Annotated in this window: 10 protein-coding genes; 5 read left to right on the plus strand and 5 right to left on the minus strand. The window is 60.3% G+C overall.

What is annotated here, in order from left to right; translation table 11 throughout:
- The first annotated feature begins 20 nt into the window (after window positions 1–20).
- The 5 genes from D7241_RS04585 to D7241_RS04605 all read left to right on the plus strand — a co-directional run bounded on the left by D7241_RS04585 (window position 21) and on the right by D7241_RS04605 (window position 7,813).
- Window positions 21–296: a YeaC family protein gene (locus tag D7241_RS04585; protein ID WP_255981890.1), complete on the plus strand. Its 276-nt coding sequence runs from the start codon at window positions 21–23 to the stop codon at window positions 294–296.
- Complete coding sequence (locus D7241_RS04590) at window positions 296–1,129, plus strand: DUF2797 domain-containing protein (protein ID WP_408100486.1); 834 nt, start codon at window positions 296–298, stop codon at window positions 1,127–1,129. Before D7241_RS04585 ends, D7241_RS04590 begins: the two co-directional genes overlap by 1 nt.
- Before the next feature lie 251 nt (window positions 1,130–1,380).
- Window positions 1,381–4,038 (plus strand): aminopeptidase N, encoded by a 2,658-nt coding sequence (pepN, locus tag D7241_RS04595; RefSeq protein WP_408100487.1) that lies wholly within the window; start codon window positions 1,381–1,383, stop codon window positions 4,036–4,038.
- Between the two features lie 292 nt (window positions 4,039–4,330).
- Window positions 4,331–5,416 carry a WD40/YVTN/BNR-like repeat-containing protein gene (locus D7241_RS04600; protein ID WP_408100488.1) on the plus strand — a complete coding sequence of 362 codons (1,086 nt, stop codon included), beginning with the start codon at window positions 4,331–4,333 and terminating at the stop codon, window positions 5,414–5,416.
- A gap of 18 nt (window positions 5,417–5,434) precedes the next feature.
- Window positions 5,435–7,813, plus strand: coding sequence for an efflux RND transporter permease subunit (locus D7241_RS04605; protein ID WP_408100489.1), 2,379 nt, complete (start codon window positions 5,435–5,437; stop codon window positions 7,811–7,813).
- A gap of 544 nt (window positions 7,814–8,357) precedes the next feature.
- Here D7241_RS04605 and nuoN read toward each other — a convergent pair.
- The 5 genes from nuoN to nuoJ are packed head-to-tail and all read right to left on the minus strand — an operon-like array spanning window position 8,358 to window position 14,040.
- Window positions 8,358–9,827: an NADH-quinone oxidoreductase subunit NuoN gene (nuoN, locus tag D7241_RS04610; RefSeq protein ID WP_408100490.1), complete on the minus strand. Its 1,470-nt coding sequence runs from the start codon at window positions 9,825–9,827 to the stop codon at window positions 8,358–8,360.
- 7 nt (window positions 9,828–9,834) lie between these two features.
- Window positions 9,835–11,364 (minus strand): NADH-quinone oxidoreductase subunit M, encoded by a 1,530-nt coding sequence (gene nuoM / locus D7241_RS04615; RefSeq protein WP_408100491.1) that lies wholly within the window; start codon window positions 11,362–11,364, stop codon window positions 9,835–9,837.
- A 22-nt stretch (window positions 11,365–11,386) separates the two neighbouring features.
- Window positions 11,387–13,231, minus strand: coding sequence for an NADH-quinone oxidoreductase subunit L (gene nuoL / locus D7241_RS04620; protein ID WP_408100492.1), 1,845 nt, complete (start codon window positions 13,229–13,231; stop codon window positions 11,387–11,389).
- Entirely contained in the window at window positions 13,228–13,536 is a 309-nt protein-coding gene (nuoK, locus tag D7241_RS04625) for an NADH-quinone oxidoreductase subunit NuoK (RefSeq protein WP_255981874.1), read from the minus strand. The genes nuoL and nuoK overlap by 4 nt, the downstream gene beginning before the upstream one ends.
- Before the next feature lie 3 nt (window positions 13,537–13,539).
- Window positions 13,540–14,040 (minus strand): NADH-quinone oxidoreductase subunit J, encoded by a 501-nt coding sequence (gene nuoJ / locus D7241_RS04630; protein ID WP_408100493.1) that lies wholly within the window; start codon window positions 14,038–14,040, stop codon window positions 13,540–13,542.
- Window positions 14,041–14,045 lie beyond the last annotated feature (5 nt).

A 14,045-nucleotide genomic window follows, 5' to 3' on the forward strand; every position in this document is an offset into this window, starting at 1 on the left:
TGTTTCCCTGGGAGCCGGCCATGTCGTCCTTTATCGAAGCCATCGAAAACATTACCCCCGAAATCTATGAAAACCTGAAAACTGCCGTCGAACTGGGCAAGTGGAGCGACGGGCGCAAACTGACGCCCGAGCAGAAGGAAACCTGCCTCGGCGCGATGATCGCCTGGGAAATCCAGAATCTGCCTGAAGAAGAACGTACCGGCTACATGGGTGGCCAGGAATGCGCCTCCAAGAGCAAGAACAAGGCGCCGATCGATACCAGCCTGTTCGCACCTGTCTCAGGAACCCGTCACTGATGTTGGAGCTGGGACGCGGCGCTCTGAGCAAGATGTCGGTTCAGTTGGGCGCGCTGGCGCAATATTCCTTCCGCCTGAATGACGACCTGGTGCCGGTCAATCCGCTGATCGGCAAGACTCTGCGATTGGAGTACCTCGGCGCCATCAATTGCACTCACTGCGGGCGCAAAACCAATAAGAGTTTCAGCCAGGGCTATTGTTATCCCTGCTTCAAGAAACTGCCGCAGTGCGACGTCTGCATCATGAGCCCGGAAAAATGCCACCACGATTTCGGTACCTGCCGCGATCCGCAGTGGGGCATGGATTTCTGCATGACCGACCACGTGGTCTATCTGGCCAACTCGTCAGGCATCAAGGTGGGCATCACCCGCGCCACGCAATTGCCGACGCGCTGGCTCGACCAGGGCGCGAGCCAGGCGCTGCCGATCATGCGCGTCGCCACTCGCCAGCAATCAGGCATGGTCGAGGACCTGTTGCGCAGCCAGGTGGCTGACCGCACCAACTGGCGCGCGCTGCTCAAGGGCGACGCCGAGCCCATCAACCTGATCGAAACGCGCGAGAAGATCTTCGACGCCTGCGCCGAAGGCCTGCGAGGCCTGCAGCAGCGTTATGGGCTGCAGGCGATTCAACCGGTTGCAGATGCCGAGGTGTTGGAGATTCGCTACCCCGTCGAGGCCTATCCGACCAAGATCGTCAGTCTAGACTTGGAAAAGACCCCTGTCGTAGAAGGCACCCTGCGCGGCATCAAGGGTCAATATCTGATCCTCGATACAGGCGTTATCAACATTCGCAAATTCACGGCTTATCAGGTCGCGGCCAGCTCCGCGGCATAAATAAACAGTGCGTAGGGTGGATCACGCTTCATCGATCCACGGGGTGGCCTTCCACCGGGTGGCGATCCACGGGGTGGCCATCGAATGGGCACGAGGAACAATCAGGCTCCACCGAACGAACACATTGGTGGATGTAAAAAGCGACATCCACCCTACGAGACAGTCAATTTCAACGCCGACGTCAACGGCTGCCACCGAACCACTTGCAGCTTGAGCTTGCCGCTTAAAGCTGCCTCGAAGAGGCCTACCAGATGCGCACCGAACAACCGAAAGTCATTCATCTCAAGGATTATCAGGCGCCCGAGTACCTGATCGATGAAACACACCTGACCTTCGAACTGTACGAAGACCGCACCCTGGTGCATGCGCAGTTGGTGATGCGGCGCAATCCTGAAGCGGGTGCCGGCTTGCCGCCGCTGCAGTTGCACGGCCAGGATCTCGAGCTGATGTCCCTGTCGCTGAACGATTGCCAGTTGGGCCTCGGTGATTACGAGATCGCCGAGGAAAGCCTGACCCTGCAGCCCGATAGCGCCGCCTTCACCCTCGACAGCACCGTCGTAATTCATCCGGAAAGCAACACCGCGCTGGAAGGCCTCTACAAATCCGGCAGCATGTTCTGCACCCAGTGCGAGGCCGAGGGCTTCCGCAAGATCACCTATTATCTCGACCGCCCAGACGTGATGAGCAAGTTCACCACCACCGTCAGCGCCGAGAAACAGGCCTATCCGATCCTGCTGTCCAACGGTAACCCGCTTGCCAGCGGTGACGAGGAAGATGGTCGTCATTGGGCGACCTGGGAAGATCCATTCAAGAAGCCGGCCTATCTGTTCGCGTTGGTGGCTGGTGACCTTTGGTGCGTCGAGGACAGCTTCACCACCATGAGCGGCCGCGACGTGGCGCTGCGCATCTACGTCGAGCCGGAGAACATCGACAAATGCCAGCACGCCATGGACAGCCTGAGGAAATCGATGAAGTGGGACGAAGAGGCCTACGGTCGCGAGTACGATCTGGACATCTTCATGATCGTCGCGGTCAACGACTTCAACATGGGCGCCATGGAGAACAAGGGCCTCAACATCTTCAACTCCAGCGCCGTGCTGGCGCGTGCCGAAACCGCCACCGATGCCGCCCACCAACGTGTCGAAGCGATCGTCGCCCACGAATACTTCCATAACTGGTCCGGCAACCGCGTGACCTGCCGCGACTGGTTCCAGCTGTCGCTCAAGGAGGGCTTCACCGTCTTCCGTGATTCGCAGTTCAGCGCCGATATGAACTCGCCGACCGTCAAGCGCGTCGAGGACGTGTCCTACCTGCGCACTCACCAGTTCGCCGAAGACGCCGGCCCCATGGCGCACTCGGTGCGCCCGGAATCCTTCATTGAGATCTCCAACTTCTACACATTGACCGTGTACGAGAAGGGCGCTGAAGTGGTGCGCATGATCCAGACGCTGCTGGGCGAGGAGGGCTTCCGCAAGGGCAGTGACCTCTACTTCGAACGGCATGACGGCCAGGCCGTGACCGTCGATGACTTCGTCAAAGCCATGGAAGACGCCAACGGCGCCGACCTGACCCAGTTCAAGCGCTGGTACAGCCAGGCCGGCACGCCGCGCCTCGCCGTTAGTGAGCAATACGATGCAGCGACCAAGACCTACAGCCTGACGTTCCGCCAGAGCTGCCCGCCGACGCCGGGTCAGAGTGAAAAATTGCCGTTCGTGATCCCGGTTTCGCTGGGCCTGCTGGATGGCCAGGGCAACGAGATCGCTCTGCGCCTGCAAGGCGAAGACACCGCCGTCGGCACTACTCGCGTGCTGGCAGTCGATCAGGCCGAGCAGACTTTCACCTTCATCGACGTTCCCGAGCAACCGTTACCCTCGTTGCTGCGCGGTTTCTCGGCACCGGTAAAGCTTGAGTTTCCGTATAGCCGCGATCAGCTGATGTTCCTGATGCAGCACGACTCCGACGGTTTCAACCGCTGGGAGGCCGGTCAGCAGCTGTCGGTTCAGGTGTTGCAGGAAATGATCGGACAGCATCAGCGCGGCGAAGCGCTGCAACTGGACCAGCGTCTGGTCGCGGCGCTGCGCAGCCTGCTGGAGGACGAAAGTCTCGATCCGGCGATGGTCGCCGAAATGCTCTCGCTGCCGAGTGAGGCCTACCTCACCGAGATCAGCGAAGTGGCGGATGTCGACGCCATTCACGCGGCGCGCGACTTTGCTCGCCAGGGTATCGCCACAGCGTTGTTCGACCTGTTCTGGAAGCGCTACCAGGCCAACCGCGAGCTGTCCCGGCAGACGCCTTATATTGCCGAAGCCAGCCACTTCGCCCGTCGTGCTCTACAGAACATCGCCTTGTCGTATCTGATGCTCAGCGGCAAGCCCGAAGTGGTTGCCGCCTGCGTCGAGCAGTTCGAGCAGGCCGACAACATGACCGAGCGCCTGACTGCGCTGGCCGTGCTAGTCAACTCAGGCTTCGCAGCCGAGCGTGATAAGGCGCTCAAAGCCTTTGCCGAAAACTTCAAGGACAACCCGCTGGTCATGGATCAATGGTTCAGCGTACAGGCGGGGAACACCCAGCCGGGCGGGCTGGAACGTGTTCAGCACCTGATGCAGCATCCGGCGTTCACGCTGAAGAACCCGAACAAGGTCCGTGCGTTGATCGGCGCCTTCGCCAATCAGAACCTGGTCAACTTCCATCGGGCCGATGGCGCCGGCTACCACTTCCTGGCCGATCAGGTCATCGTGCTGAACACACTCAACCCCCAGATCGCCTCGCGCCTGCTGGCGCCGCTGACTCGCTGGCGCAAGTACGACGCGAGCCGCCAAGGGTTGATGAGGACCGAACTGGAGCGGATTCTGGCCTCGGGCGAGCTGTCCAGCGACGTCTACGAGGTGGTCAGCAAGAGCCTGGCCTGACGGTTTCAAACCGTCACCCGGATGGCCGGTTGGCACGACGATTCCCGCGCTCCGGTGCGGGAATTTTGTTTTCGATACGGCAAAAACGCCACATCCTTCGCCGCTCCGCGCAGCGAAACGAGTAGCTCTGAAGCCCGCGTGCCATCAGGCCAGCTAATTACGCAACATCACTCATCGCGGTTTAACAAAACATAACGTCCGGGCAATTGCCGCCGCTTTCGAAAGCCCGATAGCATGGCCTGGCCTGGTAGTCATACACAGGCCTTACCTAATAAAAATAAAGGGGGTATGTATGAGTGAGCCCGTCATGTGGCGCACCCAGATCGGCCGTGCGAAAACGCTCCGCAAGCCGATCTTCCGCAGTCATTCGCCGCTGGCAAGAACGCTCTCGCTCTGCAGTGTTCTCACCATTCTGTTTTTTGTCACCGCTCCGGCTCACGCACAAAGCGCAGCTGGGCCAGGCACCCGCTATGCGATCGAATCGCAGAAAGCCGCATCCACGCTTCTGCTCGATATCGCCCAGGCCGGTAAGCGTCTGGTCGCGGCGGGGGATCGTGGGCATATCCTCTTTTCCGATGACGGCGGCGCAACTTGGACGCAAGCCAAGGTTCCGACCCGCCAGCTGCTTACTGCGATCTATTTTGCCGACGATAAGCATGGTTGGGCGGTCGGTCACGATGCGCTGATCCTGGCTACTTCAGATGCTGGCGAGACTTGGGTTCGCCAGTACGAGGATCGCGAAGGCGAGGTACCGTTGCTCGACGTCTGGTTCGAGAGTCCGCAGCACGGTATTGCCGTCGGGGCTTACGGGGTTTTGCTGGAAACCACCGATGGCGGCCGAAACTGGGAGAACATCGTTGATCGTCTCGATAATGAAGACGGTTACCACCTCAACGCCATCGCCGAGATAAAGGGTTCCGGTCTGTTTATCGTCGGTGAGCTGGGGGGCATGTTCCGCTCTTCGGACATGGGGCAGACATGGGAACGCGTCGAATCACCCTATGAAGGCTCGCTTTTTGGCGTGCTGGGTGGCGAGCAACCGGGGCTGGTAATTGCTTATGGATTGCGTGGCCATCTGTTTCGCTCGACCGATTTTGGCGACAACTGGCAACAGATCGAGCTGAAGGACGGCAACCGGTCGGTACGTTCCGGCCTGTCGGGCGGCAGTCTGCTGTCTGACGGCACCATGGTCATCGTAGGGCACGGCGGGGCAGTGCTGACCAGCAAAGATCAAGGACGAAGTTTCTCGGTCGTCCATCGCTCGGACCGGCGTTCTCTCGCTGGTGCGATTTCCAACGAACAAGGTGAGCTGGTTCTGGTCGGGCAGGGTGGTGCGCACATCGCACTTCCGTCCGGTGAAGAGCCAAGCCAAAAATAATAGTCGGGGGAAATAGCGATGAGTAAACATCATCAAGACAAGGCCACGTTCCTGGAACGGCTGATATTCAACAACAGGCCAGTTGTCATTCTGCTGTGCCTGCTGGTCAGCATCTTTCTTTTTTATCAGGCTTCTCAGGTTCGTCCGTCGACCAGTTTCGAGAAAATGATCCCGCTCAGTCATCCCTATATCCAGAAGATGATCGAGTTCAGGAATGACTTGGCCAACCTCGGCAATACCGTGCGGATATCGGTGGAGGCCAAGGAAGGCAATATTTTCACCAAGGAATACATGGAAACGCTGCGGCAGATCCATGACGAGGCGTTCTATATCCCAGGTGTCGATCGATCCGGAATGAAATCCTTGTGGAGCCCCAGTGTGCGCTGGACTGAAGTGACCGAAGAGGGCTTCGACGGCGGTGAGGTTATTCCTCAGACCTATGACGGTTCCGAGGGCAGCCTGAACGAATTGCGTAACAACGTATTGAAGTCCGGGCAAGTCGGTCGTCTGGTCGCCAACAACTTCAAATCCTCGATCATCGACATTCCGTTGCAGGAGTCCTACCCGGACCCGAACGACCAGGGCAAGCTGATAAGCCTGGATTACCAGAAATTTTCCCACGAGCTGGAAGAAAAGATCCGCGACAAGTACGAACTGCAGAACCCCAATGTCGAGATTCACATTGTCGGTTTCGCCAAGAAGGTTGGTGATCTGATCGATGGATTGCTGATGGTGGTGGTATTTTTCGCCATCGCTTTTCTGATCACACTTGTACTGCTGTACTGGTTCACGCGGTGTATTCGCAGCACTATTTCGGTATTGGTGACCACCCTTATTGCGGTGGGCTGGCAGCTGGGTCTGATGAACCTGGCCGGCTTCGGCCTGGATCCGTATTCGATGCTGGTGCCGTTCCTGATCTTCGCCATCGGCATTTCCCATGGCGTGCAGAAGATCAACGGTATCGCCTTGCAATCGGGTGAGGCGGACAACGCGCTGATCGCTGCACGGCGGACGTTCCGTCAATTGTTCCTGCCGGGAATGATTGCGATCCTTGCCGATGCCGTCGGCTTCATCACGTTGCTAATTATCGATATCGGGGTGATCCGCGAGCTGGCCATTGGCGCGTCCATCGGCGTCGCGGTGATTGTATTTACCAACTTGATCCTGTTGCCGGTAGCGATCTCTTATCTCGGGATCAGCAAGAAAGCCGTCGAGCGCAGCAAGAAAGACGCCCGCACGGAGCATCCATTCTGGCGAGCGCTGTCGAATTTTGCCCATCCCAAGGTGGCGCCGATTTCAGTGGTGCTGGCGCTGGTGGTTGCGGTTGGCGGCTTCTGGTACCAGAAGCAGAACCTTCAGGTAGGCGACCTGGATCAGGGTGCACCCGAACTGCGTCCGGATTCTCGCTACAACCAGGACAACGATTTCGTCATCAATAACTACTCGACCAGTTCGGACGTACTGGTGGTGATGGTCAAGACCGCTCCTGAGGGCTGTTCCCACTACGACACGCTCGCTGCGATGGACGAGCTGACCTGGAAAATGGAGAACACACCGGGCGTGCAGTCGGCGGTGTCGATGGTCACGGTCGCTCGTCAGGGCATCAAGGGTATGAACGAGGGCAGCCTGAAATGGGAAACCCTGTCGCGTAACCAGCATGTCTTGAACAACTCGATCTCGCGCGCCGAGGGGCTGTACAACTCCGATTGTTCGGTGGCACCGGTCATGGTCTTCCTCAACGACCACAAGGCCGAAACACTCAAGCGGGTTGTTGCCGCGGTCGAAGTCTTCGCCGAGGAAAACAATCGTGAAGGGCTGGAATTCCTGCTTGCTGCGGGGAACGCTGGGATCGAGGCGGCGACGAACGAGGTAATCGCCAAGTCCGAGCTGACCATTCTCACCTTGGTTTATATCTGCGTGGCGGGTATGTGTCTGATCACCTTCCGCTCGATACCCGCCACCATTTGCATCGTCCTGCCGCTGATCCTGACGTCCATCCTCGGCAACGCGTTGATGGCATTCCTGGGCATCGGCATGAAGGTGGCCACGCTGCCGGTGATTGCGCTGGGCGTAGGTATCGGTGTGGATTACGGCATCTATATCTATAGTCGTCTGGAAAGCTTCCTGCGCGCGGGTCTGCCGTTGCAAGAGGCTTACTACGAAACGCTCAAGTCCACCGGCAAGGCCGTGCTGTTCACCGGCCTGTGCCTGGCCATCGGCGTGGCGACCTGGATGTTCTCGGCGATCAAATTCCAAGCGGATATGGGCTTGATGCTGACCTTCATGTTCATCGTCAACATGTTCGGCGCGTTGTGGCTGTTGCCGGCTCTGGCGCGTTTCCTGATCAAGCCGGAGAAGCTGGCGGGTAAGGTTGGGGGGTCGTTGCTAGCGCACTGATATCGGCGTTGCTTGGGCGCTTGAAGCTCGCATCGCAAGATGCGGGCTTTTTTATTCGTCATGGGTATCAGGAGCATAGTTTGAGACTGAACTGACAATTGAAGTGTTGATGTCGTTTGGCGGGATCTTAGAGTTCAATGTCAAACCGCTTGCGGCGTGTGCTAGCACTTCTAATGTATGGATTATTTTTTTGCACGAGCTATCAGGCGACGCGAAACGCCCTTCAGGAGGGTGAGCAGAATCGTTGCGCAGAGGGACGAGTCGCAGGGCCGTATGTCGGGGCAAGCGTTTTTTGTTACTTTTTCAGCGATTGGAAAAAGTGACTCGCCCAGCAGGGCGAAACCACGCCATCAGGCCACTCGATGATCGGCTTGGAACAAAACTTTCAACTAGCAGAAACACCCAGAATTACCAGTCCAGTATCAACCCCAGTGCTTTAGCAAAAATTACCCACCTTTCTCTTTCGCACAGACGAGAGAGCGCCAGGGTGACGCAAAAAAGCCCCGACTAGTCGGGGCGCTTTTTATCTGCTGAGCAGCGCGCGTCAGAGCACCGCCAATCCTGCCTGCTGCACCAGTTCCAACAACGGCTGCGGATAAACCCCCAGGAAGAACGCCAACACCGCAATCGCTAGCAACATCACACCTCCCGCACGCTGTCCCCAATTGATCGGAGCGTCGTGGCGGCGAATGCCCGGCTCGACCAGATACAGCGTCACCATCACCCGCAGATAATAGAACAGGCCAACGGCACTGCCGATGATCAGCGCGCCCAGCAACCACCACAGCTCGGATTCGACACCGGACGCGATCACGTAGAACTTGCCGATGAAGCCTGCCGTCAGCGGGATACCGGCCAGCGACAGCATCATCACGGTGAGCACGGCGGTGAGGTAAGGGCGGCGCCAGAACAGCCCGCGGTACTCATAGAGCGCATCGGCATCACGCCCCTGGAAGGGACTCGACATCAAAGTGATTACGCCGAATGCGCCCAGCGTGGTCAGCACATAGGACACCAGGTACACACCGATGGCTTCCACCGCCAGGCCCTTGCTGGCGATCAGAGCGACCAGTAAATAGCCGAAATGGGCGATGGACGAATAACCCAGCAGGCGCTTGAGATTGCTCTGGTTCAGCGCCAGCAGGTTGCCGATCAGGATTGAGGCGATAGCGATCAGGCTCAGCGCATCGTTCAGCCAGCCGCCGCTGGTGGCCGGCGACAGCTGATACAGGCGTAGCAGTACCGCGAACACCGCCACCTTGCTGACCGTGGCCAGGAAGGTGGCCACCGGAGCCGGCGCGCCTTCGTAGACGTCCGGCGTCCACAGGTGGAAGGGGGCCAGCGAAAGCTTGAAGCCGAGACCGATCAGCATCATGCCGATGCCGGCCTGCACCAATACCGACGAGCCTTGTGCGGCCAGGCTGGCGCCAATACCGGCGAAGCTGAGGCTTCCCGATTCGGCATAAAGCAGCGCCATGCCGAACAGCAGGAAGGCGCTGGCGGCGGCGGAAAGCACCATGTACTTGATGCCGGCTTCCAGCGAGCGCTTGTTGAAGAAAGCGTAGGCGACCAGCCCGTAAACCGGCACCGAGAGCAGTTCCAGACCAATGAAGAAGCTGGCTAAGTGTTGCGCGCTGACCAGCACCAGCCCGCCAGCGGCGGACAGCGCCATCAGCAGGTAGAGCTCCTCGCGATTGCCCGGGAAGCCGTCGGCGCCGGCTTTCTCGCCCAGGTAGGCGTGGGCCAGGGTTACGCAGGCCAGCGTCGCCACCAGCACCACGGCGCTATAGAAGTGAGCGAAGGGGTCCAGTCGTAGCAGCGGCGTTACATCCAGTGCGCCGACCTGCAGTGCGGGCACGATCGACAACAGGGCGAGCGTGAGGCCCACCGAAGTGACGATGAAACTGAGCCCGTGGTTGCGCCGCCAGGCGATGGCCAGCATCACCGCGATAGCGGTGGCGCCGGTGATCAGCAAGGGCAGCAGGGCGATGAAGTGTTGCTGTGTGAATTCCATAGCGAGACTACCGAGCCGAAACTGTTGGGGTGAAAGCGGTATCGATCCATTGCTGCACACCGTTCATGGTGGCGAGCGAGGTGTCGAACACCGGCTGCGGATAGACGCCGAGCAGCACCAGCAGCACGGCCAGCAACAGCACCATGCCAATCTCGCGTGCGTCCAGACCCTGCAGCAGCCCTTCGGCCTTGGTCGGGCCGAAATAGGCGCGGTGGATCATCGCCAGCGAGTAGATGGATGACAGCACCAGCCCGAAGGTGGCGATCACCACCACCCACGGTGAGTTGGCGAAGGCGCCGAACAGCACCACGAACTCACCGATAAAGTTGCCGGTGCCGGGCAGCCCCAACGAGGCGGCGGCGAAGAACAGGCTCAGCGGCGGTAGCCATGGCAGGCGCGACCACAGACCGCCCATCTCGCGCATGTCCCGCGTGTGCAGGCGCTCGTAGAGCTGGCCGCTGAGGATGAACAGCGCCGCGGCCGAGAGACCGTGAGCGATCATCAGCACCACCGCGCCCTGCAGAGCAAGCTCGCTGCCCGAGTAGATGCCGATCAGCACGAAGCCCATGTGCGAGACGCTGGAATAGGCGATCAGGCGCTTGATGTCGGTCTGCGCGAACGACAGCACCGCACCGTAGAACACGCCGAGCAGGCCGAGGCCCATGGCGATGGGCGCGAAGTCCATCGAGGCGTCGGGAAACAACGGCAGGGCGAAGCGGATCATGCCGTAGGCGGCGGTCTTCAGCAGAATCCCCGCCAGGTCGACGGAGCCTGCGGTAGGCGCCTGGGCGTGGGCGTCAGGCAGCCAGGAGTGCAGCGGCACGATGGGGAACTTCACCGCGAAGGCGATGAAGAAGCCCAGCATCAGCATGTACTCGACGCCCGGTGCCAGGTCGGCCTGGAGCAGCAGCTCGTAGTCGAAGGTCAGCACCCCGGTGTCGTGGAAGTTGGCCAGCACGAGGCCGAGAATGGCCACCAGCATGATCAGGCCGCTGGCCTGGGTGTAGATGAAGAACTTGGTCGCCGCGTTGATCCGCGAGCGCTTGCCTTCCGAGCTGTGACCCCAGAGCGCGATGAGGAAGTACATCGGTACCAGCATCATTTCCCAGAAGAAGAAGAACAGGAACAGGTCCAGGGCGAGGAACACCCCGACCACACCGCCGAGAATCCACATCAGGTTGAGGTGGAAGAAGCCGACGTGGCGCTGGATTTCTTTCCAGGAGCAAAGCACCGAGAGCACGCCGAGCAGGCCGGTGAGCATGATCATCAACAACGACAGGCCATCGAGCGCCAGGTGCAGGTTGATGCCGAAGCGCTCGATCCAGACGTGCTTGAACTCCATCGCCCAGTTGGCCTCGGCGCCAGGAGCGGGGGCGAGCTGGTAATTGCCGCCTGCCCACAGCCAGAGGCCGAGACCGAGCAGCAGCGCCATGGTGAGCAGGGCGATCCAGCGCGGCATGCTCTTGTCGAAACGTTCGACGAACCAGCAGAGCAGGCCGCCGATGAAGGGAATCAGGATTAGCCAGGGCAGAATCACGATTTCGAGTCCTTGCGCAAATTCAGAGCAGAACGATGCCGAGCAACAGCACGGCTCCGCCAACGATGGACAGGGCGTACCAGCGCAACTGGCCGGTTTCGCTGCGGCTCAGCAGCACATGGCTGCCCCGTGCCGTACGCGGTACCAATCCGATGGTGGCGTCGATGGGGTCGCGACCCAGTAGGCGGCTGAGCCACAGGTAGGGGCGCACGAAAAGCTTGTCGTAAAGCCAGTCGAAGCCCCAGGCGGCATACCACCAGGCCGAAAGGAAACGCCCCGGCGCGCTTTGCGCGATGGCGCTGACCAGGCCGCGCTTGCCAAGGAACAGCATGGCGGCGAGCAGGATGCCGGCCAGAGCGATGGCGCCGGAGGCGATCTCCAGGCTGTGCTTGGCTTCACCACCGGCATGGCCGACGCTTTGCGGCAGTACGCCAAACAACGGCGGCGAGATCATCGCGCCGAGGAAGGTAGACAGAACGATCAGCACCATCAGCGGCAGGCCATGGGCGATGCCGCGCCCGGCGTGAGCCTCGGTTTTCGCTTCGCCGTGGAAGGCGATGAAGATCAGGCGGAAGGTGTACAGCGAGGTCAGGAAGGCCCCGAGCAGACCTGCGTAGAGCAGACCGCTGTGGCCGCTGGCAAAGGCTTCCCAGAGGATCTCGTCCTTGGAGTAGAAGCCCGCGGTGATCAGCGGCAGCGCCGCCAGTGCCGAGCCGCCGACGATGAAGCTCGCGTAGGCCAGCGGCAATTTCTTCCACAGACCGCCCATCCTGAAGATGTTCTGCTCGTGGTGGCAGGCGTTGATCACCGAGCCGGAAGCCAAGAACAGCAGTGCCTTGAAGAAGGCGTGGGTCATCAGGTGGAAGATCGCCGCATCCCAGGCGCCGACGCCCAGGGCCAGGAACATGTAGCCGATCTGGCTCATGGTCGAGTAGGCGAGGATGCGCTTGATGTCGGTCTGCACCAGCGCGGCGAAACCAGCCAGTACAAGCGTCACGCCACCAACGATACCGACCAGTTCGTGCACATCCGGCGCAAGCAGGAACAGGCCGTGGGTGCGGGCGATCAGATAGACGCCGGCAGTGACCATGGTCGCTGCGTGGATCAGTGCGGACACCGGAGTCGGACCGGCCATGGCGTCGGCCAGCCAGGTTTGCAGCGGCAATTGCGCGGACTTGCCCACGGCGCCGCCGAGCAGCGCCAGGGTCGCCAGAGTGATCCAGAGATCACCGCTGGCGAACTTCTGCGGTGCCAGCACTAGCAACTCCTGGATATTGAGGGTGCCAAGCTGGACGAACAGGATGAACAAGCCGAAGGCCATCAGCACGTCGCCCACGCGGGTGACGATGAAGGCCTTGAGCGCGGCATTACCGTTCTTGCGCTCCTTGAAGTAGAAGCCGATCAGCAGATATGAGCACAGCCCCACGCCTTCCCAGCCGAAGTACAGCAGCAGCAGGTTGTCGCCCAGCACCAACAGCAACATGCTGAAGATGAACAGATTGGTGTAGGCGAAGAAGCGCGAGTAGCCCTCTTCGCCGCGCATGTACCAGCTGGCGAACAGGTGGATCAGAAAGCCAACGCCGGTGACCACGCCGAGCATGGTCAGCGACAGGCCGTCCAGGTGCAGCCCGAAGGCGACGCTGAAACCGGCCACATCCAGCCACTGCCACAGGTGCTGGCTGAACACGCCGCCCTCCGGTGGCGAGGTGTTGAATTGCCAGATGCACAGGGCGCTGATCAACGCCGACAGGCCGATCGAGCCGACACCGATCACGGCCGCCAGGTTTTCGGAGATGCGCCCGCGCGAGAAGGCCAGCAGGAAATAGCCGAGCAGCGGGAAAACGAAGGTCAGGAATAGTAGGTTCATCCGCGCATCTCGCTTGCAGCATCGACATCGAGGGTGTTGAAGCGGCGATACAGCTGCAGCAGGATCGCCAGGCCGATGGAGGCCTCGGCGGCGGCGAGGGTAATTACCAAGATGAACATGATCTGCCCATCCGGCTGCTCCCAGCGGCTACCAGCCACGACAAAGGCCAGACCTGCGGCGTTCATCATTACTTCCAGGCTCATCAGCATGAACAGGATGTTGCGTCGAACCATCAGGCCGACCAGGCCCAGGCAGAACAGCACGGCGGCGATGGCCAGGCCGTGCTCCATTGGAATCGAATGCATGGCTTACTCCTTCGCCTCGTGGCGGCCCAGATGGAAGGCGGCGACCAGCGCCGCCAGCAGCAGCATGGAGGCCAGCTCGACGGCCAGCAGATAAGGCCCGAACAGGGCGACGCCGACTTCCTTGGGCCCGACTGTGGTCAGGCCTGCGGGCGCGTATTCGGGCACCGAGAACAACGCCCAGAGCAGCTGCGCGAGGAGAATTGCCGCCAGCAGCGACGGGCCGATCCACACGCGCGGCGCCATCCAGGCGCGCTCCTGGCCGGCGGTGTTGCGGCCCAGGTTGAGCATCATCACCACGAACACGAAGAGCACCATGATGGCGCCGGCATAGACGATGATTTCCAGCGCGCCGGCAAAGGGCGCGCCGAGGGCGAAGAAGCACATCGATACGGCCAGGAGCGAGGTGATCAGGTAGAGCAGGGCGTGCACCGGATTGCTGCCGGTGATCACCCGCAGCGTGGCGACCACCGCCACGCCGGCAGAAAAGTAGAAGGCGAATTCCATCAGCA

This window comes from Stutzerimonas sp. VN223-3 (assembly GCF_045999685.1).
Taxonomy (GTDB): Bacteria; Pseudomonadota; Gammaproteobacteria; order Pseudomonadales; family Pseudomonadaceae; genus Stutzerimonas; species Stutzerimonas stutzeri_AR.

What these genes read in the sequence shown, in the direction of transcription:
- D7241_RS04585 (WP_255981890.1), top strand. Translation starts at nt 21, where the DNA reads ATGTCGTCCTTTATCGAAGCCATCGAAAACATTACCCCCGAAATCTAT.
- D7241_RS04590 (WP_408100486.1), top strand. Translation starts at nt 296, where the DNA reads ATGTTGGAGCTGGGACGCGGCGCTCTGAGCAAGATGTCGGTTCAGTTG.
- pepN (WP_408100487.1), top strand. Translation starts at nt 1,381, where the DNA reads ATGCGCACCGAACAACCGAAAGTCATTCATCTCAAGGATTATCAGGCG.
- D7241_RS04600 (WP_408100488.1), top strand. Translation starts at nt 4,331, where the DNA reads ATGAGTGAGCCCGTCATGTGGCGCACCCAGATCGGCCGTGCGAAAACG.
- D7241_RS04605 (WP_408100489.1), top strand. Translation starts at nt 5,435, where the DNA reads ATGAGTAAACATCATCAAGACAAGGCCACGTTCCTGGAACGGCTGATA.
- nuoN (WP_408100490.1), bottom strand. Translation starts at nt 9,827, where the DNA reads ATGGAATTCACACAGCAACACTTCATCGCCCTGCTGCCCTTGCTGATC.
- nuoL (WP_408100492.1), bottom strand. Translation starts at nt 13,231, where the DNA reads ATGAACCTACTATTCCTGACCTTCGTTTTCCCGCTGCTCGGCTATTTC.
- nuoK (WP_255981874.1), bottom strand. Translation starts at nt 13,536, where the DNA reads ATGCATTCGATTCCAATGGAGCACGGCCTGGCCATCGCCGCCGTGCTG.
- nuoJ (WP_408100493.1), bottom strand. Translation starts at nt 14,040, where the DNA reads ATGGAATTCGCCTTCTACTTTTCTGCCGGCGTGGCGGTGGTCGCCACG.